This window comes from Arthrobacter sp. UYCo732 (genome assembly GCF_040547265.1).
GTDB lineage: Bacteria > Actinomycetota > Actinomycetes > Actinomycetales > Micrococcaceae > Arthrobacter.
Genome location: NZ_JBEPPJ010000012.1, coordinates 70,484 through 92,945 on the forward strand (window position 1 = coordinate 70,484; position 22,462 = coordinate 92,945).

The 22,462-nt window shown below is 65.8% G+C and carries 26 protein-coding genes, 6 tRNA genes and 1 riboswitch; of the genes, 21 read left to right on the forward strand and 11 right to left on the reverse strand.

Annotated elements, in window-relative coordinates; translation table 11 throughout:
• Nucleotides 1–11: 11 nt before the first annotated feature.
• Nucleotides 12–503 (reverse strand): hypothetical protein, encoded by a 492-nt coding sequence (locus ABIB45_RS15085; RefSeq protein ID WP_354216670.1) that lies wholly within the window; start codon nt 501–503, stop codon nt 12–14.
• Nucleotides 504–657: 154 nt separating this feature from the next.
• On the opposite strand from ABIB45_RS15085, the gene ABIB45_RS15090 reads away from it, so the two are divergent.
• Complete coding sequence (locus ABIB45_RS15090) at nt 658–1,920, forward strand: alpha/beta hydrolase family protein (protein WP_354216671.1); 1,263 nt, start codon at nt 658–660, stop codon at nt 1,918–1,920.
• An 8-nt stretch (nt 1,921–1,928) separates the two neighbouring features.
• Here the strand turns inward: ABIB45_RS15090 and ybaK are convergent, their stop codons facing one another.
• The 3 genes from ybaK to ABIB45_RS15105 are packed head-to-tail and all read right to left on the reverse strand — an operon-like array spanning nt 1,929 to nt 3,833.
• A complete protein-coding gene (gene ybaK / locus ABIB45_RS15095) occupies nt 1,929–2,426 on the reverse strand; it encodes a Cys-tRNA(Pro) deacylase (protein ID WP_354216704.1) in 498 nt (165 codons plus the stop codon).
• 23 nt (nt 2,427–2,449) lie between these two features.
• Nucleotides 2,450–2,911: a SufE family protein gene (locus ABIB45_RS15100; protein ID WP_354216672.1), complete on the reverse strand. Its 462-nt coding sequence runs from the start codon at nt 2,909–2,911 to the stop codon at nt 2,450–2,452.
• A 10-nt stretch (nt 2,912–2,921) separates the two neighbouring features.
• The gene (locus ABIB45_RS15105) at nt 2,922–3,833 is read right to left on the reverse strand and encodes a sulfurtransferase (protein WP_354216673.1); all 912 of its coding nucleotides are present in this window, start codon (nt 3,831–3,833) and stop codon (nt 2,922–2,924) included.
• Between the two features lie 217 nt (nt 3,834–4,050).
• Here ABIB45_RS15105 and zapE point away from each other — a divergent pair, with 217 nt between their 5' ends.
• Entirely contained in the window at nt 4,051–5,088 is a 1,038-nt protein-coding gene (gene zapE, locus ABIB45_RS15110) for a cell division protein ZapE (RefSeq protein WP_354216674.1), read from the forward strand.
• 228 nt (nt 5,089–5,316) lie between these two features.
• Here the strand turns inward: zapE and ABIB45_RS15115 are convergent, their stop codons facing one another.
• The 6 genes from ABIB45_RS15115 to ABIB45_RS15140 all read right to left on the reverse strand — a co-directional run bounded on the left by ABIB45_RS15115 (nt 5,317) and on the right by ABIB45_RS15140 (nt 6,289).
• Nucleotides 5,317–5,574, reverse strand: a complete 258-nt coding sequence (locus ABIB45_RS15115; RefSeq protein ID WP_354216675.1) for an antitoxin — start codon at nt 5,572–5,574, stop codon at nt 5,317–5,319.
• A gap of 167 nt (nt 5,575–5,741) precedes the next feature.
• A tRNA-Val gene (locus ABIB45_RS15120) sits at nt 5,742–5,813 on the reverse strand.
• Nucleotides 5,814–5,856: 43 nt separating this feature from the next.
• Nucleotides 5,857–5,929, reverse strand: a tRNA-Gly gene (locus ABIB45_RS15125).
• A gap of 55 nt (nt 5,930–5,984) precedes the next feature.
• Nucleotides 5,985–6,059: transfer RNA gene (locus ABIB45_RS15130), tRNA-Val, on the reverse strand.
• Nucleotides 6,060–6,098: 39 nt separating this feature from the next.
• Nucleotides 6,099–6,169: transfer RNA gene (locus ABIB45_RS15135), tRNA-Cys, on the reverse strand.
• A 47-nt stretch (nt 6,170–6,216) separates the two neighbouring features.
• A tRNA-Gly gene (locus tag ABIB45_RS15140) sits at nt 6,217–6,289 on the reverse strand.
• A gap of 228 nt (nt 6,290–6,517) precedes the next feature.
• Between ABIB45_RS15140 and ABIB45_RS15145 the strand changes: the two genes are divergently transcribed.
• The 14 genes from ABIB45_RS15145 to hisF all read left to right on the forward strand — a co-directional run bounded on the left by ABIB45_RS15145 (nt 6,518) and on the right by hisF (nt 17,631).
• A tRNA-Val gene (locus tag ABIB45_RS15145) sits at nt 6,518–6,589 on the forward strand.
• A 93-nt stretch (nt 6,590–6,682) separates the two neighbouring features.
• Nucleotides 6,683–7,543, forward strand: a complete 861-nt coding sequence (locus tag ABIB45_RS15150) for a cytochrome (protein ID WP_354216676.1) — start codon at nt 6,683–6,685, stop codon at nt 7,541–7,543.
• A gap of 94 nt (nt 7,544–7,637) precedes the next feature.
• Nucleotides 7,638–8,201 carry a peptide deformylase gene (gene def, locus ABIB45_RS15155; protein ID WP_354216677.1) on the forward strand — a complete coding sequence of 188 codons (564 nt, stop codon included), beginning with the start codon at nt 7,638–7,640 and terminating at the stop codon, nt 8,199–8,201.
• Complete coding sequence (gene fmt / locus ABIB45_RS15160; protein ID WP_354216678.1) at nt 8,198–9,118, forward strand: methionyl-tRNA formyltransferase; 921 nt, start codon at nt 8,198–8,200, stop codon at nt 9,116–9,118. Before def ends, fmt begins: the two co-directional genes overlap by 4 nt.
• Nucleotides 9,115–10,686 (forward strand): RsmB/NOP family class I SAM-dependent RNA methyltransferase, encoded by a 1,572-nt coding sequence (locus tag ABIB45_RS15165; RefSeq protein WP_354216679.1) that lies wholly within the window; start codon nt 9,115–9,117, stop codon nt 10,684–10,686. Before fmt ends, ABIB45_RS15165 begins: the two co-directional genes overlap by 4 nt.
• Before the next feature lie 18 nt (nt 10,687–10,704).
• Nucleotides 10,705–11,385: a ribulose-phosphate 3-epimerase gene (rpe, locus tag ABIB45_RS15170; RefSeq protein ID WP_354216705.1), complete on the forward strand. Its 681-nt coding sequence runs from the start codon at nt 10,705–10,707 to the stop codon at nt 11,383–11,385.
• Between the two features lie 40 nt (nt 11,386–11,425).
• A riboswitch (FMN riboswitch) is annotated at nt 11,426–11,578 on the forward strand.
• Nucleotides 11,579–11,754: 176 nt separating this feature from the next.
• On the forward strand, nt 11,755–12,873 hold the full coding sequence (ribD, locus tag ABIB45_RS15175) for a bifunctional diaminohydroxyphosphoribosylaminopyrimidine deaminase/5-amino-6-(5-phosphoribosylamino)uracil reductase RibD (RefSeq protein ID WP_354216680.1): 1,119 nt from the start codon (nt 11,755–11,757) through the stop codon (nt 12,871–12,873).
• Nucleotides 12,873–13,508, forward strand: coding sequence for a riboflavin synthase (locus ABIB45_RS15180; RefSeq protein ID WP_354216681.1), 636 nt, complete (start codon nt 12,873–12,875; stop codon nt 13,506–13,508). The genes ribD and ABIB45_RS15180 overlap by 1 nt, the downstream gene beginning before the upstream one ends.
• Nucleotides 13,505–14,221, forward strand: coding sequence for a 3,4-dihydroxy-2-butanone-4-phosphate synthase (gene ribB, locus ABIB45_RS15185; protein ID WP_354216682.1), 717 nt, complete (start codon nt 13,505–13,507; stop codon nt 14,219–14,221). The genes ABIB45_RS15180 and ribB overlap by 4 nt, the downstream gene beginning before the upstream one ends.
• A gap of 10 nt (nt 14,222–14,231) precedes the next feature.
• Nucleotides 14,232–14,963, forward strand: a complete 732-nt coding sequence (gene ribA, locus ABIB45_RS15190; protein WP_354154271.1) for a GTP cyclohydrolase II — start codon at nt 14,232–14,234, stop codon at nt 14,961–14,963.
• Between the two features lie 17 nt (nt 14,964–14,980).
• Entirely contained in the window at nt 14,981–15,466 is a 486-nt protein-coding gene (gene ribH, locus ABIB45_RS15195) for a 6,7-dimethyl-8-ribityllumazine synthase (protein WP_354216683.1), read from the forward strand.
• 97 nt (nt 15,467–15,563) lie between these two features.
• Nucleotides 15,564–15,827: a phosphoribosyl-ATP diphosphatase gene (locus ABIB45_RS15200; protein WP_028270786.1), complete on the forward strand. Its 264-nt coding sequence runs from the start codon at nt 15,564–15,566 to the stop codon at nt 15,825–15,827.
• Between the two features lie 93 nt (nt 15,828–15,920).
• Nucleotides 15,921–16,781: an ATP phosphoribosyltransferase gene (gene hisG / locus ABIB45_RS15205; protein ID WP_354216684.1), complete on the forward strand. Its 861-nt coding sequence runs from the start codon at nt 15,921–15,923 to the stop codon at nt 16,779–16,781.
• 73 nt (nt 16,782–16,854) lie between these two features.
• A complete protein-coding gene (hisF, locus tag ABIB45_RS15210) occupies nt 16,855–17,631 on the forward strand; it encodes an imidazole glycerol phosphate synthase subunit HisF (protein ID WP_164200665.1) in 777 nt (258 codons plus the stop codon).
• Nucleotides 17,632–17,696: 65 nt separating this feature from the next.
• On the opposite strand, the gene ABIB45_RS15215 is transcribed toward hisF, so the two are convergent.
• Nucleotides 17,697–18,341, reverse strand: a complete 645-nt coding sequence (locus ABIB45_RS15215; RefSeq protein ID WP_354216706.1) for a TIGR03085 family metal-binding protein — start codon at nt 18,339–18,341, stop codon at nt 17,697–17,699.
• A gap of 134 nt (nt 18,342–18,475) precedes the next feature.
• Here ABIB45_RS15215 and hisI point away from each other — a divergent pair, with 134 nt between their 5' ends.
• The 5 genes from hisI to trpC all read left to right on the forward strand — a co-directional run bounded on the left by hisI (nt 18,476) and on the right by trpC (nt 22,387).
• Entirely contained in the window at nt 18,476–18,883 is a 408-nt protein-coding gene (hisI, locus tag ABIB45_RS15220) for a phosphoribosyl-AMP cyclohydrolase (RefSeq protein ID WP_354216685.1), read from the forward strand.
• Between the two features lie 110 nt (nt 18,884–18,993).
• Nucleotides 18,994–20,562, forward strand: coding sequence for an anthranilate synthase component I (locus ABIB45_RS15225; RefSeq protein WP_354216686.1), 1,569 nt, complete (start codon nt 18,994–18,996; stop codon nt 20,560–20,562).
• On the forward strand, nt 20,559–21,161 hold the full coding sequence (locus tag ABIB45_RS15230; RefSeq protein WP_354216687.1) for a Trp biosynthesis-associated membrane protein: 603 nt from the start codon (nt 20,559–20,561) through the stop codon (nt 21,159–21,161). The genes ABIB45_RS15225 and ABIB45_RS15230 overlap by 4 nt, the downstream gene beginning before the upstream one ends.
• Nucleotides 21,162–21,278: 117 nt before the next feature.
• Nucleotides 21,279–21,566: an HGxxPAAW family protein gene (locus tag ABIB45_RS15235; protein WP_354216688.1), complete on the forward strand. Its 288-nt coding sequence runs from the start codon at nt 21,279–21,281 to the stop codon at nt 21,564–21,566.
• The gene (trpC, locus tag ABIB45_RS15240; protein WP_354216689.1) at nt 21,566–22,387 is read left to right on the forward strand and encodes an indole-3-glycerol phosphate synthase TrpC; all 822 of its coding nucleotides are present in this window, start codon (nt 21,566–21,568) and stop codon (nt 22,385–22,387) included. The genes ABIB45_RS15235 and trpC overlap by 1 nt, the downstream gene beginning before the upstream one ends.
• The last annotated feature ends 75 nt before the right edge of the window (nt 22,388–22,462 follow it).

Sequence of the window (22,462 nt, forward strand, 5' to 3'; positions counted from 1 at the left end):
CTGCTCAACGCTCAGGAGTCGCCGATAAATCCCGAACCGGCATACAGGTGCAGCACGGGGAGGCCCAGCTCGTCCTGGGCCTTGTTGGCCCAGTCCGTATGGAACGTGTCCGCAACCGCATGGGGCCGGGTGATCACTACCGCCTGGGCTGCGCCGAGCTGCTTGACCTTGGCTACAAGGCCGTTGACGGCGCCGCCATCCACCACTTCGCCAGTGACTCCGCTGCCCAGCCCTTCCAGGGCTGCCAGCGAGACGGCGAGTGTCTCGGCGGCCTCGGCCCGTTCAGCACCGGGGTCCGGTGCTTGGGCGGTCAGCTCGCGGAAGGCCTTGGCAACATCCAGCAAGGAAAGATTCTCGAGGAAATCCACCAGCAAATGCCGCTCGGTGTTTCCGGGGACCAGCAGGACAAGGGGGGTGTCTGTACCGTCCACCAGCCGTTGTATGTTGACGCGGTCATCCGCACCCAGGGGCTCTTCAGTCAAAATGACGATTGGATCGCTCATGGCATCAGCCTAGTCGTGCGCACGGGCCACTGCACTTATTTGGGCCGGACCGGCGGTGAGGCGTCCGTTGCAGCATCCCCGCGGAGCCAACCGGATGGGGCGCCACGGGCACTGGAAATAGGGCCAACACGCCCGCGGCGGTAAGAATGGTTCCATGGCACCTTCCACACGAACTCCAACGGCGATCCCTCCGGTGCAGGCTGACGGCCGCATGTCGCTCCGTGCCAAGTGGGCCCTCGGCGGCGTCATTGGTGGCGGGGCCCTGGCCGGCATGCTGGCGACGGGCTCCTCCGCCCTCGCCCTCTATTTTGCCCGCCGCGTCATCACTCCGGTCCGGCAGCGGGCATCCGACCAGGAAGTCCTGGCTGTCATCCGCGACGGCGAAGGAACGAAGGTTATTCTGGCCGCCACGCCCGAGACCACAGTGGAGGGTGTCTACGGCTTCTTTTTCGACGGCGGCAAAGGGCACGCACGGATCGGGCGGATCGTGTCCTACGCGCCGGCCGACGGCACAGTCCTGCGGGAGGTGGAGGCCGTCTACGCCGGCGACTTCGACACCGCCCGCCGCGGGTGGTGGAGCGGGGCGCTCTATCCGGATCCTGCTGCCGCGGGGATCGCGGCCGAGGACGTGGTGATCGAGGTCGACGGCGGCCAGGCGCCGGCGTGGCTGGTGCGGGCAGAGGGTTCTGCCCGGACCTGGGCCCTTATGGTTCACGGCCGCGGGGCAACCCGCCAAGAGGCGCTGCGCGCGGTGGCTCCTGCGCGGGAACTGGGGCTGAGCAGCCTTCTGGTCTCCTACCGGAACGATGGGCTGGCCCCTTCTGCCGAGGACGGCCGGTACGGCCTGGGTTCCACGGAATGGCACGACGTGGAAGCCGCCATGGACTATGCCTTGGCCAACGGTGCCGAGGAGATCGTGCTTTTTGGTTGGTCCATGGGTGGCGCCATTTGCCTGCAGACGGCCGATCTGTCGCGCCACCGCCAGCTGATCCGGGCGATGGTCCTGGACGCGCCAGTCATTAACTGGGTGAATGTGTTGGCGCACCACGCGCAGCTGAACAGGATTCCGTCCCTGGTGGGCCGCTATGGGCAACTGATGCTGGGCCACCCGTTGGGCCGCAGACTGACCGGGCTGTCCGCACCCGTGGACCTCAAGGCCATGGACTGGGTGGCGCGCGCCGTGGAGGTCCGGACTCCCACTCTAATCATCCACAGCGTGGACGACGAATACGTTCCCTATGAGCCTTCGGCCCTCCTGGCTGAACGGAATCCGGGCATGGTCACGTTCGAAACGTTTAACGGTGCCCGCCACACCAAGGAATGGAACGTGGATCCGGAGCGCTGGGAAAACCTCGTCAAAGCGTGGCTCCGGTCCCAGCTTGCACCGCGCGCCAATCCCGGCCAGCGCCAGGAGTAGGAACGCGGCTAGAGCGTGCGCGTGCCGATTGGGGCGGTCACCGCGGACGTCAGCCGGATAAGGTCGGCTGGGGCCAATTCGATGTCCAGGCCGCGTTTGCCCCCGGAAACCAGCACGGTCCCGAGGCTGAGGGCACTGCCGTCAATCACTGTTGGTGATGCCTGGCGCTGGCCCAGCGGCGATATCCCGCCCAGGACGTAGCCTGTGCGGCGCTCGGCGGCCGCCGGGTCTGCCATGGAAGCCTTCTTGGCTCCCAGTGCCGCGGCGAAGGCCTTGAGGTCCAGGTTTCCGCTGACCGGCACCACTCCCACCGCCAGCCGGCCCTCCACTTCGACCATAAGGGTCTTGAAAACCTTCTCCGGCGCGATGCCCAGGGCTTCGGCAGCTTCCGTGCCATAGCTGGCCGCGGCGGTATCGTGGACATACGGATGCAGCGCAAAAGGAACGCCGGCCGCAGTCAATGCTGCAGTTGCCGGCGTTCCCTGCGAAGAGTTTTTGCGTCCCATCATGGTCAGCCTGGGTCAGGCACTTAGGCCTTGAGCCGGGCTGTGCTGGAAAGCTTGCGCTTGATGCGGCCCAGCATGGCGGTCATGCCCCGCATCCGCAGCGGTGTGATGGCCCGGGTCAGACCCAGCAGCTCAGGCATGTCGTCCGGAACAGCCAGGATTTCCGCAGCGCTGAGACCGTCGAGTCCCTCGTGCAGCACCCCAGCGAAACCCCGCGTGGTGGGGGCTTCCGGCGGCGCTTTAAAGTAAAGGCGAACGGCATCGGCCGGGCCGGCGTCGTTCTTTTCCATTTCGATGGTCAGGAACAGAGGCGACTGGCATTCCACCACCTGTTCCAGGAGTTCTGGGTGGTCCTTCAGCCGGTCCGGCAGCTCCGGCAGCTCACGCGAAAACTCAAGCAGCAACTGAAGCCGCTCGGGCTCGGTCAGCGCCTGGAAGTCATCTACGATTTCCGCCAGCGCGGCGGGCAGGTCATGTGTAGTCATTTGTTCCAGCTTACGCCGGGACCGTCCCGCGCTCCGCGCCCTTGACTATGGGTGCACGGACTGCGTTGCCCCACTCGGTCCAGGAACCGTCGTAGTTGCGGACGGTGTCAAAGCCGAGCAGGTACTTGAGGGCAAACCAGGTGTGGCTTGACCGCTCGCCGATGCGGCAGTAAGCCACCACGTCATCGCCCGCCACCAGCCCGGCCTCGCCGAGGTACAGGGCCTCCAGTTCGTCGCGGCTGCGGTAGGTTCCGTCCGAAGCTGCGGCGCGGGCCCACGGAATGGATGCTGCGGTGGGGATGTGGCCGCCGCGGAGGGTGCCTTCCTCCGGGTAGGCCGGCATGTGAGTCCGCTGGCCGGTGTATTCCTCGGTGGAGCGGACGTCGATAAGCGGCTTCCCGAAGTGCGCCAGCACGTCTTCCTTGAAGGCGCGGATCGGTGCGTCGTTACGCTCCACCACCGGGTAGTCGCCGGGAGCAGGCGCGGGCCGTTCGGTGGTGAGTTCCCGGCCTTCGGCGATCCACTTGTCACGGCCGCCGTCGAGCAGCCGGACGTCCTCGTGGCCAAAGAGGGTGAAGACCCAGAGAGCGTAGGCGGCCCACCAGTTGGACTTGTCGCCGTAGATGACCACCGTGGTGTCACGGGAGATGCCCTTCGAAGCGGCCAGGGCAGCGAAGGCTTCGCTGCCCACGTAGTCGCGGGTCACTTCGTCGTTAAGGTCGGTGTGCCAGTCAACCTTGACGGATCCTGGGATATGGCCCGTCTCGTAGAGGAGGACATCTTCATCGGATTCGACCACTACGAGCTTGCCGTCCGCAACGGCGCCTGACGCCAGCGCGGAGGCAAGCCATTCAGTGGACACCAGTCGCTCCGGATTGGCGTAGGCGGCGAACTTCTCGTTCTGTTCAACGGCGTAGGACATGGTGATGGCCTTTCATCGAGGCGTGCGGCGGATCTGCACATATGCAGTGGAAACCTCCTTCCACCCTAGCCACGGCACGCCCCCGTGTCCGCTCCGTGTTAACAGGGGGACATATGCTCTTTGTCACGCCAGGGTCATAGACGGCAGCCCGGCGGGGGAGGCCCGGGCCATTGCCGGTATCCTTTCTGGGGACATCCCACCAGCAGAACGGACCACCTTGGTACAGATCGAACAGCTCGCCGCACGCACTCCGGCGGTGTCGGTGGATGAGCTCCTCAAGGGCTTTTTTCCTTCGCCGAGGTTTGGCCAGGTCTCCTTTGCCAGCTACCGGCCGGACCCCAACCAGCCCTCGCAGGCCGGGGCGGTCAAGGCGCTGGAAGCGTTCGCCGCCGGTGTCGGAGCAGGCGACGGCGCCGGGCTGTTCAAGAAGCTCTTCGCCAAGAAGGTCGAAACAAGGGCAGGGATCTACCTGGATGGTGGATTCGGCGTGGGCAAGACCCACCTGCTGGCTTCACTCTGGCACGCCGCCCCTGGCCCGAAGGCGTTCGGCACCTTTGTGGAATACACCAACCTGGTGGGCGCCCTGTCCTTCCGCAAGACTGTTGAGGCCCTTAGCCACTACAAACTGGTGTGCATCGACGAATTCGAGCTCGATGATCCTGGCGACACAGTACTGATGTCCCGTTTGATGCGTGAATTGGCCGACGCCGGCGTCAAACTTGCTGCGACATCCAACACCCTGCCGGGCTCGCTGGGTGACGGTCGATTTGCCGCCGTCGACTTCGCCCGTGAGATCCAGGTCCTGGCGGACCAGTTCGATGTCATCCGCATCGACGGGGAGGACTTCCGCCATCGAGGCCTGCCGGCCGCCCCGGCGCCGCTGAAAAACAGCCAGCTCTCGGCCCAGATGAAGGCCGAGTTTGACGGCAAGACGGTGGCCCAGGATGAATTCGGCGCACTGATCGGACACCTCGCCGGTGTGCACCCGAGCCGGTACAGGCAGCTCATCGACGGCATCGACGGTGTGGTGTGGCGGAACGTGGAAACCATCACCGAGCAGGCCGTTGCCCTGCGCTTTGTGGTCTTGGCGGACCGCCTCTACGACAAGGATGTGCCGATCCTGGCCAGCGGGGTTCCCTTCGACCAGCTGTTCACCGAGGAAATGATGCAGGGCGGGTACACCAAAAAGTATTACCGTGCCGTGTCGCGCCTGACGGCCCTCGCACGCGAGGGCCAGAACCACGAACCGTCCTAGGCTTGGTGCGGCCGCCCTGTTGGCAGGGCACGGCCTTCCCCGCCGGATGGACTATTTCCCGTGGCGTTCCCCTCGGGAATGGACCATCTCACGGGGAAAGCCCCGGGGAGCCCACGATGGTTATTCGGTAAACCCGCTCCCACTTAAACGCCGAAGGTGCGGGTGCCGCCTCCCGGCGGGACCCGCACCTCCTTGACGTACCAGGGCAAAACCCCGGCCGAATCCTTGTTACGGAGCCCTGTCAACCGGCGGAACCGGGTTGACTGGCGGAACCTGCTCGCTGGCAGGGGTCTCGCCGGGGGTTCCGTCATTTTTGTCGACGAGTTTGGAAGCGCCATCCTGGAACTTGTTTACGTGCCCGGCGTACTTGCCGCCGGTCTTGGTGTCCACAAAATCCCCGGCCTTGGTGATGCCGTCCTTGATGGCTTGCTCGTTGCCATGGATCAGACCCTGAGCCTTGCCCTTGAGATCGTCAATTAGTCCCACGAGCACCTCCCTTCAATCGCGGAGCCAGGTCGCTCCTCCGAAATCGATCCTAGCCCTGACTCCTGGGCGTGCCAAGGAAATCGGGCGTACTGGCCGTTCGCTGGCAGCGGATCGGGGGATGGAGCAAAAGGGCAAGAAAAAAGCAGCTCACGGGGGAGCTGCTGCTGTGGGCGATACTGGGATCGAACCAGTGACCTCTTCCGTGTCAGGGAAGCGCGCTACCGCTGCGCCAATCGCCCGGAACCGGGCGACCGGTTTAGTGGGGTGTATCGGGGAGAAGAGAGCGGACGACGAGATTCGAACTCGCGACATCCACCTTGGCAAGGTGGTGCTCTACCAGCTGAGCTACGTCCGCGTATGAAGCACTGTCCGGCGCGCCGGATGCACTGCATTAAGCAAGTTGCCTTGCTTGGTGGGCGATACTGGGATCGAACCAGTGACCTCTTCCGTGTCAGGGAAGCGCGCTACCGCTGCGCCAATCGCCCATTTCGTCCGGCGTGAACCGGAAACCATGGTTTTCACCGAGGTGGGTACGGGATTCGAACCCGTGTATACGGCTTTGCAGGCCGCTGCCTCGCCTCTCGGCCAACCCACCGTGCAAGCGCCGGTTCCGAAGATCCATTGCCTTGACAGTGTCCTGCGAGCGGACGACGAGATTCGAACTCGCGACATCCACCTTGGCAAGGTGGTGCTCTACCAGCTGAGCTACGTCCGCATTTGGAGTGTGGATTCCATACCGTTTCGGGCATTTCCTCGCGTTCCAACGAGTAAGAACTCTATAGGAGGTTCTGAGAATCTCCAAATCGCGCGTCCTTCGATCTTGGCGGGACCCCTGGATCCCTGCAATCTAGGGGATTTTGCGAATTACAGGCCTGTAATTCGCGGTCCGCCCCATCTCGATTTCCATAAACCCCGCCTGGTCGGCTAGCATTCAAAGGCATCGGGGCGATTGGCGCAGTGGTAGCGCGCTTCGTTCACACCGAAGAGGTCACTGGTTCGAACCCAGTATCGCCCACCGAGGAATCAGGTCCGTTTCCGCTCAAACCGAGCGGAGGCGGACCTTTTTGTGCCCCCCCACTTTGTCAGCCCCCTGTGAAAGAGTCGTTGCATGACTGATCCACTCCTTGCCCACGCCACGGAATACGGCCGCATGTACGCGCGGTCCACTTCCGACCAGTTTGCCGTTCCGTCCATCACCACCGTGATCGGCCAGCAGCCGCACGGGCTGGATGGCTGGTTTGGTTATATGGGCGCCAGCAGCCTGGCGAAGGATCCGCTGCTTGCGGACTGCCTGGGCAGCCCGGCGAAAATCCGGCAGGCTGTGAACCGGGCCTCGAAGGCGGCCGAGACGTATAGGGACGACGCCGCCAAGCGCGGTGACCGGGTCCACAACTACTGCGAGCAGGTATCGCTCCGGGCCCTGGGGCGGCCGCATGCCATGAAGGAAACCCGCGAGGCACTCGCTGCCAACGGGGAAGAAGCCTTTGCCCTCCGGTTTGATGAGTGGTGGGAACTCTACGATGTGGAACCCATCTCGCCTGAAATCACCGTCTGGAACAAGTCGGTGGGCTATGCCGGGACGCTTGACCTCGTGGCCCGCATCAACGGCCGGATCTGCCTCATCGACTACAAGACCAAAGGCACCACACGGGACGGTACCGTCAAGCCGCTGGATGACAAGGTGGTCATGCAGCTCGTTGCCGGCATGAAGGCTGAGGAAAGCCTGGTGGACCCGATCACCGGCGAATGGGAGCCATGGAAGTACGGCGAAAACCCGTTGCTCCTTGCCGTGGCCATTGGTGAGACCGAAGTCCGTCCCGTCCGGGCCAACCCGGACGTCCTCAAGCACCACTGGTGGAAGTTCTGCGCCCTGCGGCGCGTTTGGGAACTGTCCGCCGATACCCTGGCCGCCGGCACGGCCCTCCTTCCGGTGGCTCCGCCTCCGTCAGCACAAGTCCGCACTGCCTAGCAGTGCCGGATGAGCGCCGCTGCAGTCCAGACAGAGATGGTGCTGCACCTAAACTGGATAGGTTCACCAACCCCACCGTGAGGAAAAACAGCACATGGCCATTCTGAATATCCGCATCATTGGAGATCCCGTGCTCCGCACAGTGGCCGATCCTGTGACGGAATTCGGGCCTGAGCTCGCCAAGCTCGTTGCAGACATGACGGAAACCATGGAGGACGTGGAGGGAGCCGGCCTGGCCGCTCCCCAGATCGGTGTCAGCCAGCGCGTCTTCACCTACCGCGTGGGCGGCAGAGACGGCCACGTCATCAACCCGGTCCTGGAAAACAGCGACGACTACCAGCCCGACCAGGTGGAAGGCTGCCTCTCCATCCCCGGGCTGGGATTTCCGGTCCGACGGTTCCGGGCCACCAAGGTTACCGGCGTTGACCTCAATGGCGATCCTGTCACCGTCGAAGGCGAGGGCATGCTGGCCCGCTGCTTCCAGCACGAGACCGACCACCTGGACGGCATCCTTTACACTGACCGCCTGAAAGGCGACGACCGGAAGAGTGCGCTCCGTTCCATCCGCAATGCGAACTATGACGCCATTACGGAACGCACGACGGCGAAACGTGCCAAAACAGTGGGATCCAGCTTCGGCGGTGGCCCCACCACATGAGGGTACTTTTCGCCGGCACCCCGGCCGTCGCGGTCCCGTCGCTGGACGCCTTGGTCGCTGCTGGCTTTGATGTCGTTGCAGTCCTGACCCGCCCGGACGCGCCGGTTGGCCGCAAGCGTTTGCTGACGCCTTCGTCCGTTGCCGCCCGCGCCGCCGAGCTGGGGATCGACGTCATCCACGCCACCCGGGTTGATGACGCTGTGACCGCGCAGATTGCCGCAGCCAGGCCGGACGTGGCAGTCATCGTGGCCTACGGTGGCCTGATTCCCCGCGCCGCCCTCGATGTTCCGCCGCATGGCTGGATTAACCTGCACTTCTCCCTCCTGCCCGCATGGCGCGGGGCTGCCCCCGTACAGCGGGCTGTCATTGCCGGCGACGATGTCACCGGCGCCGTCACCTTCCTGCTGGAGGAAGGACTGGACACCGGCCCCGTTTTCGGGACGCTGACCGAAAGAGTTGGTCCGGACGACACCGCGGGGGCCCTGCTGGAGCGGCTTTCCCACGGCGGGGCTGTCCTGCTCGCACAGACACTGTCCGCAGTGGAAGCAGGGAAGGCAGCTCCGCAGCCACAGGCCGGCGACGTTTCGCTGGCACCCAAGCTGACCATCGACGACGGCAGGCTTGACTGGAAGCAGCCGGCCCTGGCCGTCGGGAGGCGGGCGCGGGGCGTAACCCCTGAGCCCGGCGCCTGGACCACGCTGGACGGTCACCGGGTCAAAATTGAACCGGTCCGGCTCCGGCCTGATAGCTCTGGCCTGGAGCCTGGCGCAGTCTTCCTCGAGGGGAAAGGTGTCCTGGTGGGGACCGGGTCCCACGCGGTGGAGCTGACGCGGATCCAGCCCTCAGGTAAAAAAATGATGGCCGCGGCCGATTGGGCCCGTGGCATGGCGTCACTTGAAAGCGTGGTGTTCGTATGAGCGAGTCCGGCGGGAATGAAGGCGGCCGTGGCAGGGGTGGCAGCGGAAGCGGCCGGGGCAAGGGCGGGCCGCGCGATTCCAGCACGCGCAACGCCCAGGGCCGCGAGCGGAATCGAAGCTCCCAAAAGAGCTTTACCGAGAATGCTCCCGGACAGCGTACCCGCCGGGCGGATCCGGCGCGCCTGGTGGCTTTTGAAGTCCTGCGTGCGGTAGCCGCCGAGGATGCCTACGCCAACCTGGTGCTGCCGTCCCGCATCCGCCATCATGGCCTGGACAAGCGCGACGCCGGCTTCGCCACTGAGCTGAGCTATGGGGCCCTGCGCAGCCAAGGCACCTACGATGCAGTCCTGGCCCGGTGTGTGGACCGCCCGCTGGACCAGCTCGACCCCGCCATCCTTGATGCCCTGCGGATCGGCACGCATCAGCTGCTGGCCATGCGCGTTCCTGCGCACGCTGCCCTGGACCAGACCGTTGGCCTGGCCCGCGCTGTGATCGGCGCCGGCCCGTCGGCCCTGATCAACGCTGTGCTGCGGAAGGTTGCGGCACACACCCTGGAGGAGTGGCTTGAGCTCCTCGTGGCCGGCGAAACCGATGAAACCAAGGTAGCGTCCATCCGCTACGCCCACCCCGAGTGGATTGTCCGGGCCATGCGCCAGTCACTGGTGGCCCACGGGCGTTCCGCCACGGAGATCAGAGACCTGCTGGAGGCTGACAACGCTGCTCCGGTGGTCAACCTCGTCGCATTGCCGGGTCTGGGAAGTCTCGATGAGGCCCTGGACAACGGGGCTACCCCCGGCGAACTCGTTGAAGGCTCAGCGCTCTCCAGCGGCGGCGACCTGGGCCGGCTCGCCTCGGTGCGCGAAGGCAGCACCAGGGTCCAGGACGTCGGCTCGCAGCTGGTGGCCCGGGCCATGGCGGCAGTGGACCTGGGTCCCCGCAGCCACGGTGCGGACGGGACAGGAGCCGCCGACGAAGCCTGGCTGGATATGTGCGCCGGTCCGGGCGGCAAGGCGGCCCTGCTCGGTGCCCTGGCCAACGAACAAGGTGCAACGCTGCTCGCCAACGAGCCGGCCCCGCACCGTGCCAAGCTGGTGAGCCAGGCACTGTCCGCGGTGCCGAGGGACGTATGGCGCGTCAGGACCGGCGACGGCCGTGACCTGGGTACTGAACAGCCCGAATCCTTCGACCGGGTCCTCGTGGACGTCCCCTGCAGCGGCCTCGGCGCGCTTCGCCGCCGACCGGAGTCCCGCTGGCGCCGCACGCCCAAGGACCTGGCAGACCTGGGCCCGCTGCAACGCGCCCTCCTCAAGTCCGCACTGGATGCCGTCCGCCCCGGCGGAGTGGTTGCCTACGTGACCTGTTCGCCGCACCCTGCCGAAACCACGGCCGTCGTCACGGACGCCCTCCGGAAACGCGAGGACCTGGAGCTGTTGGACGCCGGCGCAGTGCTGGACGGCGTAAGCCTCACCGGAAACTTGGGGGCCGGCCACGATTCGACGGCGCAGCTCTGGCCGCACATCCACAGCACCGACGCCATGTTCCTGGCCCTCATCCGCAAGAAGGCCTGACCCGTGAAAGGTTCACCGATGCCGCAATGCTGCATCAACCCGAGCATTCTGTCCGCCGACTTCGTTAACCTTGAAGCCGAACTGCGGCGGATAAGCAACGCCGACGCCGTCCACGTTGACGTCATGGACAACCATTTTGTGCCAAACCTCACCCTCGGCCTGCCGGTGGTCCAGCGGATTCAGGCCGTCAGCCCGGTTCCGCTGGATGCGCACCTGATGATCTCCGACGCTGACCGCTGGGCGCCGGGGTTTGCCGACGCGGGGCTGGCCTCGGTGACTTTTCACGCTGAAGCCTCCATTGCCCCCGTGAAGCTGGCCCGGGAACTACGGGCCAGGGGTTCCAAGGCCGGCATGGCCCTGCGGCCGGCCACCGCGGTGGAACCGTATCTGGACATGCTCGAAGAACTGGACATGCTCCTGATCATGACGGTGGAGCCGGGCTTCGGCGGCCAAGCGTTCCTTGACCTGACCCTGCCCAAGATCCGCCGCGCCCGTGCGGCCATTGACGGCTCCGGGCTGGACGTTGCCCTCCAGGTGGACGGTGGCATTACCGAGGACACGATCCTTAGGGCAGCAGAAGCCGGGGCAAACGTCTTCGTGGCCGGCTCGGCTGTCTACGGTGCAGCGGACCCCGGGGCAGCCATCGCACGCCTTCGGGAGGCAGGAAGCCTTAAGTTACGTGCGGGGTCCGGGGAATAGTCTGAACTGCCTATGGGTTGTGGGAGGATAGCAACACACATTACGTGCTCCGGGGTCGGTGTAAGTCCGAACCGGCGGTGATAGTCCGCGACCCGCGAGCCGGCGCTTTCCCCACCAGGGAGGGACCGGCGGACGGTTGAACCGGTGAAATTCCGGTACCGACAGTTAAAGTCTGGATGAGAGAAGCACGTACAGCTGTATCTGCGGCGTCCTGGCGATGCCGCAGCCTTCTGCTGTCGTATACCCCCGGAGCCATCGCGGTTCTAGAGGGAAGGAACGACACACAAACATGAACCCTTTGCGATGGCTCTTTGAAGCCAGGCTGTCCCATGAAACGGACGCCAAAGCCACCTACCCGGTGGCCGCCCCATGACCCCGCCCGAGAACGTCGCGGCGTTCAGCAGCGCCGAAACCGCCGCCATGGACACTGCGCTCGAAGCAGCCCTGCAGGGGCCGCGCGGCGCGAATCCGCTGGTGGGCGCCGTCGTCATTGGCGCGTCCGGGCAGCAGTTGGTGACCGGGTACCACCGGGGCGCCGGGACCCCCCACGCTGAAGCGGACGCGATCTCGCAGGCCGCCGCAGCCGGCATGGATCTGAGCGGTTGCACGATGGTGATCACCTTGGAGCCCTGCGACCACCGTGGCCGCACCGGGCCATGCACCCAGGCGATCATCGGCGCCGGAATCGAAGACGTGGTGTACGCCGTCGACGATCCGCATGACCCTGCGGCAGGCGGTGCCTCAACCCTTCGTGAAGCTGGTGTCCGGGTCCGCAGCGGGCTCGCCGCAGTCGAGGCCCTGGAGCTGAACCGCCAGTGGTTCCTGGCCGTGGCGGCACGCCGGCCGTTCGTGACCCTCCACATCGCACAGACCCTGGACAGTAGAATCGCGGCGGAGGACGGGACGAGCCAATGGATCTCGTCCCCGGAGTCGCTCGCTGACAACCACGGGCTGCGGCGGCGGATCGACGCCATCCTGGTGGGCACCCAGACCGTGCTGGTGGACAATCCCCGGCTCACTGCGCGTGACGCGGCGGGAGCCACGTCCGGCAAGCAGCCGCTGCGCGCGGTGATGGGCCTGCGGGAGATCCCCGTGGAGGCTGCGATCCGCGGCGACGACGGCCACGTTCTCCACCTGTCCACCCGGGATCCACAGGAGGCGTTGTCGTCCCTGTACGCGGAGGGAATCCGCCATGTCATGGTGGAAGGCGGCTCGCGCATCCTCAGCTCATTCCTGGCCGCCGGGCTCGTGGACGAACTCATTGTCTACCTGGCGCCCACCCTGCTGGGCTCCGGAACGCCCGCCCTGAACGGCCTCGGAATCAACACACTGGCCGACGCCAGGCACTGGGAATGGGACGCGTCCGACGGCGGCGCGGTGCAGACTTTGGGCTGTGACCTCCGGCTGCATCTCCGCCCATTACCAGTCGAAGCTTTGGAACCACAACCATCCCGCACTGCCGCGGAACCAGCCATGGGAGGCTACTGATGTTTACCGGAATTATTGCCGAACAAGGGCACGTGCTGTCTGTTGAGCGGGACAGCGATGCCAGCGCGACCCTCCGCCTGAGCGCCCCCGGCACCACCAACGGGCTGGCCCTTGGCGGGTCCATTGCCGTCAACGGCGTCTGCCTGACTGCCACCGAGATTGACGGCAAGGAATTCAGCGTTGACGTGATGGGCGAAACCCTGGTGCGCAGCACCATCGGCGAGCTCGCCGCCGGCGATTCGGTCAACCTTGAGCGTTGCGTCCCGGCCGGCGGCAGGCTGGACGGCCACGTAGTCCAAGGCCACGTGGACGGCGTCGGACAGCTTCTGGAGCGCGAGGCCCTGGGTAACTGGGAACGCCTCCGGTTCGGTGTGCCGGCCAACCTGGCCCGCTACATCGCGGAAAAGGGCTCCATCGCGATCGACGGCGTCTCCCTCACGGTGACTGCGGTCAGTCCGGCGGCGGAGCCAGAGCCCTGGTTCGAAGTGGGACTGATCCCCACCACTCTGGCCGAGACTGGCCTGGGGGCCAAGATCACCGGCAGCAGGGTCAACCTCGAAGTGGATGTGCTGGCCAAATACACCGAACGCCTGCTGGCATTCAGCACCAGCGCAGCAAACGGAGGCACCCGATGAACGCGACCATCCGGCTCGAGCCGGCAACCGAGGCAACGGCCGTACCTGGCCCCACGCCGGGCCTGGACCCCGTGGAAGACGCCATCCGTGCCATGGCCGCCGGCCGGCCCGTGCTGGTGGTGGACAACGAGGACCGCGAAAACGAAGGCGACATCATCTTCGCGGCGCAGCACGCAACGCCGGCACTGATGGGCTGGACCATCCGGTACAGCTCAGGCGTCATCTGCGTCCCGCTCACCGGCGACCGCGCCGACGCCCTGGCGCTGCCGCCGATGGTGGCGGTGAACCAGGACGCGAAAGGCACCGCATACACCGTTTCCTGCGACGCGGCGGTGGGTGTCAGCACCGGAATCTCCGCCACGGACCGGGCCCTCACGGCCCGCGTCCTCGCAGACCCCGGCGCCGGGCCGTCGGCCGTGACCCGGCCCGGGCATATTTTCCCGCTCCGGGCAGTTAACGGAGGAGTGCGGGAACGCCCTGGCCATACCGAAGCGGCCGTGGAGCTCTGCCGGCTCGCCGGATTGGAGCCCGTGGGCGTGATCGCCGAGGTTGTGTACGACGACGGTGAAATGATGCGGCTCGACGGGCTGCGCGGATTTGCCGCTGAACATGGGTGCCCCCTGATCTCGATTGAGGATCTGGTGGCTTACCTTGAATCAGGGGCCGGGTCTTCCGCCGACAGTGACACCGGGCCGGACGCCCGGGCGGAGTAGAGGAGTAATGATGACGGCTTCCGGAGTTTCGGACGACAGCCACCAGAACGGCCACCATCAGGGGGCGGCCGGCAATGGCCGGACCCACCACCCCGTGAGCGGCGGTCCGATTGTGCAGCTGCCCACGGCCTTTGGCGATTTCATCACCCAAGCGTGGACAGACCTGGTCACGGGCGTCGAGCACCTGGCGGTGAGCTCGCCCAACCCGCCCAAGGATGGCGTTGCTCCGCTGGTCAGGCTACATTCCGAGTGCCTGACCGGCGATGTTTTCGGCTCCTACCGTTGTGACTGCGGCGAACAGCTGGCCTATGCCCTGGAGCTGATCAACGAGTTCGGCGGCACGCTGCTGTACCTGCGCGGGCAGGAAGGCCGGGGGATAGGCCTGGCCAACAAAATCAAGGCCTACGCCCTCCAGGAAGCGGGCTTTGACACCGTGGAGGCCAACGAACAGCTGGGACTGCCGGTGGACGCCCGCTGCTACAAGGCGGCCGCCCAGATCCTGGCCGAGATGGGCCTCCACGAGATCCGGCTCCTGAGCAACAACCCGGACAAAAAGAACAGGCTCGCCAAAGCCGGCGTGAAGGTAGTGGAAATGGTGCCCACCGAGGTGCCGTCCCGTGACCAGAACATCCGCTACCTGCAGACCAAAAAGGACCGCATGGAGCACCGGCTGACGCTGGACACACACATTGTCACGGTGCCAAGCGGCGCCGCCGACGATTTCGACCACGACCAAAACTGAACGGACCAGATTCACGCATGAGCGGACACGGCGCACCAGATATTGACCTCACCACCCTCAACCCTGCGGAAACGTCGCAGCTGCGGCTGGCCATTGTGGCTGCCAGCTGGCATACCCAGATCATGGATGGCCTCCTCGACGGGGCCCTGCGCGCCGCCAAGGACGCCGGCATCAGCGAGCCCATCGTCCTGCGCGTTCCGGGAGCCTTCGAGCTTCCGGTCGCTGCCGCGCGGCTGGCACCGCACTTTGACGCAGTGGTGGCCCTCGGCGTCGTGGTCCGCGGCGGCACGCCACACTTCGAGTACGTCTGCCAGGCTGCGACGTCGGGGCTGACCGACGTGAGCGTGTCCACCGGAGTGCCAGTGGGCTTCGGCGTGCTGACCTGCGATACGGAGCAGCAGGGCCTGGACCGCGCAGGCTTGCCCGGTTCCACTGAGGACAAGGGCCACGAAGCAGTGACGGCCGCCTTGGCCACGGCCGTCCTCCTGAAGCAATACAAGTAGCAATGCGGGCGGGCGCGCTGTGTCTTCACTCACATCGTGCCCGTCATGCGGCGGACCGACAGGCGCCGTCAGGCCCGCAGCAAGTAGGCTGTAGGGCGTGAAGAATTTCGAGACGCTGTTCGCTGAACTGAGTGAGAAGGCAGCCACCCGGCCGGCAGGCTCCCGCACCGTCGCTGAATTGGAGTCCGGTGTCCACGGCATCGGCAAGAAAGTCGTGGAGGAAGCAGCCGAAGTCTGGATGGCCGCTGAGTACGAATCCGACGAGGCCGCGGCCGAGGAAATCTCCCAGCTGCTCTACCACCTGCAGGTTCTGATGCTCGCCAAAGGCCTGACCCTGGAAGACGTCTACAAGCATCTGTAGCCACTGCGGCACGGTGCGTCATTCCCGGCCTGCCCGTGCCCTGCGTGGCCCGTTTGCCTGATCAACTAGACCTCCCCACCAAGAAAGACCCCCATGCTGCGAGTAGCCGTCCCCAACAAAGGTTCCCTGTCCGAAGCCGCCTCCGCCATGCTGTCCGAAGCCGGCTACCGCCAGCGCCGCGACACCCGGGAGCTGGTCATGATGGACCCGGACAACGACATTGAGTTCTTCTTCCTCCGTCCGCGCGACATCGCCGTCTACGTCGGCCGGGGAACGCTCGACGTCGGCATCACCGGCCGCGACCTGCTGCTGGACGCTGAGGTGGAAGCCGAAGAACTGCTGCCCTTGGGCTTCGCTGCCTCCACGTTCCGTTTTGCGGGACCGGTGGGCGACTTCGCCGCAGTGGAAGAGCTGGAAGGCAAGCGCCTTGCCACCAGCTACGACGGCCTGCTTCGCGGCTACCTCGCTGAACGCGGTGTGAACGCTAAAGTGGTCCGGCTTGATGGCGCCGTCGAGTCCTCCGTCCGGCTGGGCGTCGCGGACGCCATTGCCGACGTCGTCGAAACCGGCAACACGCTCAAGGCTGCCGGTATGGAGATCTTCGGCGATCCGATTCTCAAGTCCGAGGCCGTCCTGATCCGCCGCACCGGAGAAGGCGGCGCCGCGAACGGCACCGCCAAGGAAATTGACGTACTCATCCGGCGCCTCCAGGGTGTCCTGGTGGCACGCCAGTATGTCCTCATGGACTACGATATCCGCAAGGAACTGGTGGAGCAGGCAGCTGCCTTGACTCCCGGCCTGGAATCTCCCACCGTCTCGCCGTTGCGCGACTCCGAGTGGGTGGCTGTGCGGTCCATGGTTCCGAAGAAGGAAACCAACCGGATCATGGATGAGCTCTACGACCTCGGCGCCCGCGCCATCCTGGTCAGCAGCATCCACGCCTGCCGCATCTGAGCCCTTCGCGTCTGAGCCTTCCACCCAGGCCGCGCGGCGCCGCAGTATCCACCCGAGAATTCCAGGAGTACCCATGGCTGTAGCTGTACGAGTCATCCCGTGCCTCGACGTCGACGCCGGACGCGTCGTGAAGGGCATCAACTTCGAGGGCCTCCGTGACGCCGGCGACCCTGTGGAGCTCGCCCACCGGTACGACAACGCTGGTGCCGATGAGCTGACGTTCCTGGACGTCACCGCATCCTCCGGCAACCGCGAAACCACATTCGACGTCGTCCGGCGCACCGCCGAGGAAGTCTTCATCCCGCTGACCGTGGGTGGGGGTGTCCGTGGCGTCGCCGAGGTGGACAAGCTTCTTCGCTACGGCGCGGACAAGGCGTCCATCAACACGGCCGCCGTCGCACGTCCGGACGTCATCAACGAGATCAGCCGGCACTTCGGTTCGCAGGTGCTGGTCCTGTCCGTCGACGCACGCCGGACCCGTCCCGGCTCCGAGCCCACGCCGTCGGGCTTTGAAGTGACCACCCACGGTGGGCGCACCGGCACGGGAATCGACGCCATCGAGTGGGCCAAGGAAGCGGCAGACCGCGGCATCGGGGAAATCCTGCTGAACTCCATCGACGCTGACGGCACCAAGGACGGTTTCGACCTGGAGCTCATCCGCCTGGTCAGGGCCGCTGTAAAAGTGCCGATCATCGCCTCAGGCGGGGCAGGGGAGCCGGCCCACTTCCCACCGGCGGTAGCTGCGGGGGCCGACGCGGTCCTGGCCGCCTCGATCTTCCACTGGGGGCCGGACAACATGATGTCCCAGGTCAAGCAGGCCATCCGCGAAGCAGGCTTCGAAGTCCGCTAGCGGGGGTTTAGCCTGGATTTCGACAAGCTCAATCACCCGGGATCCGTGGTTGAGCTTGCCGAAACCTAGAGGCCGACTTCGGCTGACTGAAGCAGGGCGACGGCGTCCGGCTGGCCCTCGAAGGTGACCAGGGCGTGCTGGGTCCGGCCGTGGGCGTGCATCAGAAGTTCGCCAGGCTCGCCGACGATTGCCACCGAAACGGGTGCCCGCTTGGCCACGTGCCGGGGGCCCGAGGGGCGCACCAGCACGATGCCAAGGTCGACGCCGCGGTACAGGATGGCGGCCCGTTTGATGAGCTCGTCCCACAAGGCATCCGAGTAGGCCTCATCCAATGCCCGCGGAGCCCAGCGGTCAACGGCCCGGCGGACGTCCTCGGTGTGGACGAAGTACTCGATCAGGTTGGAGCTCTCGTCCAGTGCCTTGATGTTCATGGGCGACAGGGCGGGGGGCCCGGCGCGGAATGTCTTGACGAGCCTCGAGTAGTCGTCCGAGGTCTTCAACTTCCCGGCGAGCTTGGCAGTTGCCTTATCGGAGGCCTTGGACAGGCTCTTGAGTATGAGGCCCAGACCCACAGCGGCCTTACGTTCGCGCAGGTAGAGGTGCGCGGCAAGATCCCTGGTGCGCCAGCCCCGGCAGAGGGTAGGGGCATCAGGGCCGGCCGCCAGCAGGGTTTCGGCTAGGACTTCTCGGGACGGGTCGACGAAATGCATCACTTGTGAAACTAGCACGAGAGCGGGGAAGTTGGGCAGCAGAACCGCCAGGGGACAGGTGCCCTTGTTCACATGGCCTGTATGCCGGTTGGTGCATATTCGGCGTGCGCTGATCAGGCACTAGACTTGACCTGATGTCTGAACAGCCTGCCCCCGCCCCCGAGCCTTTCCCGGCCCCCGCCACCAGCCCGCTTTCGCCGGCCCTTGCCGCCGCACTCAAGCGGGACAGTGCCGGGCTGATTGCTGCTGTAGTCCAGCAATTCGACACCAACGACGTGCTGATGCTGGGGTGGATGGATGATGAGGCGCTCCACCGCACCATGACCAGTGGCCGGGTCACGTTCTACTCCCGCTCCCGGCAGGAATACTGGCGCAAGGGTGACACCTCCGGCCACGTCCAATGGGTCAAATCGGTGGCCATGGACTGCGATGGCGATGCCCTCCTGATACGGGTGGACCAGGTGGGCGCCGCGTGCCACACCGGCACCCGGACCTGCTTCGACGGCAGGGAGTTGGAAGTCCGGACCGGCGGGGCCCTCTGACCCACCCGGCTTGGCGCGGAATCCGCCCCCAGGCCTCCAAACTTTTGGCAGCATAAGACTGACGCCGCCCCACCGCGGCGGGACACAAGAACAGGCGGAGAAGCATAGCCATGCAGGACCTTGGAATCATCAGCCCGGGCCTCGAGGAGTTCCGCGAACTCGCCGGCACCAGCCGGGTCATCCCCGTTACTCTCAAGGTGTTGGCGGATGCCGAGACGCCCATCGGCCTGTACCGTAAGTTGGCGAATGGCCAGCCGGGAACGTTCCTCATGGAGTCTGCTGCCGTTGGCGGCACGTGGTCGCGGTACTCCTTCATCGGTGCCAAATCCCGGGCCACGCTGACTACCAAGGACGGCCAGGCCCACTGGCTCGGCGAGCCCCCTGCCGGTGTGCCCTTGGACGGCAACCCGGTGGACGCCATCCGTGACACCATCGAAGCGCTGCGGACCAGCAGGTTCGAGGGCCTTCCGCCGTTCACGTCGGGCCTTGTGGGGTTCCTCGGCTGGGAGACCGTCCGGCACTGGGAGCGGCTCACCAGCCCGCCCGAAGACGACCTCCACCTTCCCGAGCTCGCCCTGAACCTGGTGACGGACATGGCCGTCCATGACAACCACGACGGCAGCGTGCTGCTCATTGCCAACGCCATCAACTTCGACAACAGCTCAGAGCGCGTGGACGAAGCCTGGCACGACGCCGTTGCCCGGGTGAAGGCACTCCTCACCAAGGTCAGTACGCCGGTAGCACAGCCGGTCTCGGTCCTGGAGCCCGCTGCCCTGGACTTCGCCTCCAGCGTCCAGGAGCGCTGGGCCGAACCCGCTTACCTGGAGGCACTGGACCGGGGCAAGGAAGCCATCGTGGACGGTGAAGTCTTCCAGGTGGTGATTTCCCGCCGCTTCGAAATGGAGTGCGGAGCTTCGCCCCTGGACGTCTACCGGGTCCTGCGCAACACCAACCCCAGCCCGTATATGTACCTCTTCAGCCTCGAAGACGCCGACGGCCGGGAGTACACGATCGTCGGGTCATCGCCGGAGGCCCTGGTGACCGTAACGGGTGATGAGGTCATTACGCACCCGATCGCCGGTTCGCGGCCCCGCGGCAAGACGGTTGAAGGCGACAAGGCCTTGGCCGAGGAACTCCTGGCCGACCAGAAGGAACGCGCCGAGCACCTGATGCTGGTGGACCTCTCCCGCAACGACCTGTCCAAGGTCTGCGTGGCCGGCACCGTGGATGTCACGCAGTTCATGGAGGTAGAGCGGTTCAGCCACATCATGCACTTGGTCTCCACTGTGGTGGGAAAGCTGTCCCCGCAGGCCAAAGCCTACGATGTCCTGAAAGCGACCTTCCCCGCCGGGACCCTGTCCGGTGCCCCGAAGCCGCGGGCCCTCCGTCTGCTGGACCAGCTTGAACCCCACCGGCGCGGAATCTATGGCGGAGTAGTGGGATACCTCGACTTTGCCGGCGACATGGACATGGCCATCGCCATCCGTTCCGCCCTGCTGCGCGAAGGACGGGCCTACGTCCAGGCCGGCGGCGGCATCGTGGCGGACTCGGTGAACCCCACTGAAGCGATGGAGACCGTGAACAAGGCGGCCGCTCCACTCCGGGCAGTGCACACTGCCGCCTCGCTGCGCAACATCGCTGCCGAGTCGCTGCCTGAGCCCGGGAAGGCCGTCGAATGACGCCGGTCTGGGCCCGCAAGTCCACGCTGGTCCTGCTGATCGCCGTGCTGGCGCTGGCTGTCTTTGGCACCACTACCCAGACCTGGATCTCAATCACCCTGGACCCGGACCAGGTGGGGCAGACGGCGGGAGGCCAGAACACCCTCCCGGTCCAGGGCAGCAAGGCAGCCACCGCGGTGACCGCCTTGGCGCTGGTGGCGCTGGCCGGGGGACTGGCCGCGTCCATTGCCGGAAAGGTCGCGCGGTGGATCATCACCGTCCTTGTGGTCCTCGCCGCGGCCGGCATCATCGCCGCAGCCGCCACGGTGCTGGCTGATCCGCTGACCGCCGCGCAGGGCTCCATTGCTGCCGCCACCGGGGTCACCGGAAGCAGTGCCGGAGCGGAAGTGACGGCCTTCCCGGCCCTCGCCGTCGTCGCCGGTATCCTGTTGGCGCTGGGCGCGTTGCTGATCGTCCCGGCGGGCCGGTATTGGAAGTCGCGTACCAAATATGACGCGTCCACCTATGGCGCGTCTGCTGGCAGTTCCGCCGCGGTGGCAGGTCCGGTGGACGAAATCGACGGCTGGGACACGCTTTCGCGCGGCGACGATCCCACTTAGGCCGCCCCCGGCAGCCGAACGGCGCGACCCGCTTCGAGCGGCGCCCGGACCGCCGATGGGCAGGTCGCGGCCAAAAAATGGCAGAATGTAAGCAGTATTGATCCTGAGGAGATTCACATGAGCAAAGCACCCGCACCCGCGTCGAAATCCGCCACGGAATCCGCCGTGCACCACGGCGTTGACCACAGCCAGGATCTGGGCCACGGCAACAGCCCTGCAGCGTGGACCTGCGTGATCGTGATGCTGGTTGGCGCGCTGGTCTGCGCCATTGCCTTCGTTATCGCCAACACCCCCATCTTCATCGCCGGTGCCGCCGTTATGGTCATTGGCTTGATCCTTGGCTACGTCATGCGCAAGGCGGGCTACGGCGTCGAAGGCAGCAAGCTGAAGAGTACCGGCCACTGATGGCAACAGTTCTCGATGACATCAATGCCGGTGTCAGGGAGGATATGGAGTCCAGGAAGCGCCTCGTTTCCCTCGCGGAACTGAAGGATCTGGCCGCCGCCGCAGCGCCGGCACGTGACGCCTGGGCAGCCCTTGGCGGCCTATCCACACCGCGCGGCGAGCTCAAAGTCATCGCCGAAATCAAGCGGCGCAGTCCCTCCAAGGGGGACCTGGCTACCATCGTGGACCCGGCCTCACTCGCGGCGCAGTACGCCGACGGCGGTGCCGCCGTCATCAGTGTCCTCACCGAACAGCGGCGGTTCAATGGCTCGCTCGCTGACCTGGACGCAGTCCGCGCCCGGGTGGAGATTCCCCTGCTGCGCAAGGACTTCACGCTCGACGAATACCAGATCTGGGAGGCCCGTGCCCACGGCGCGGACCTGATCCTGCTTATCGTGGCGGCACTTTCCGACAACCAGCTCCGGGAGTTCAGCGCCCTCAGCCGGGAAATGGGCATGAACGTCCTGGTTGAGACGCACACGGTCGAGGAAATCAAACGTGCTGTTGCGGCGGAGGCGCGCATCATCGGCGTGAACGTCCGCAACCTCAAAACGCTCGACGTCGACCGTTCCGTTTTCGCGTCCCTCGCCGGCCTGATTCCCGCCGAAGCGCTGGTCGTCGCCGAATCCGGCGTCCGCGGTGTGGACGACGTGACGCACTACGCGGCGAGCGGCGCGAACGCCATCCTGGTGGGTGAAGCCCTGGTGAGCGATTCCACTCCCCGCGAGCGGATCGCCCAGTTCACGGCCGCCGGCGCTGCCGCCATCGCCGCCCGGGTCTAGTCCCGGCAACCGCCGGCCCTGGTGCCGGCGGCACAACACTTTTGCACGATCAACTGGAACAGGACGGTGAGACTG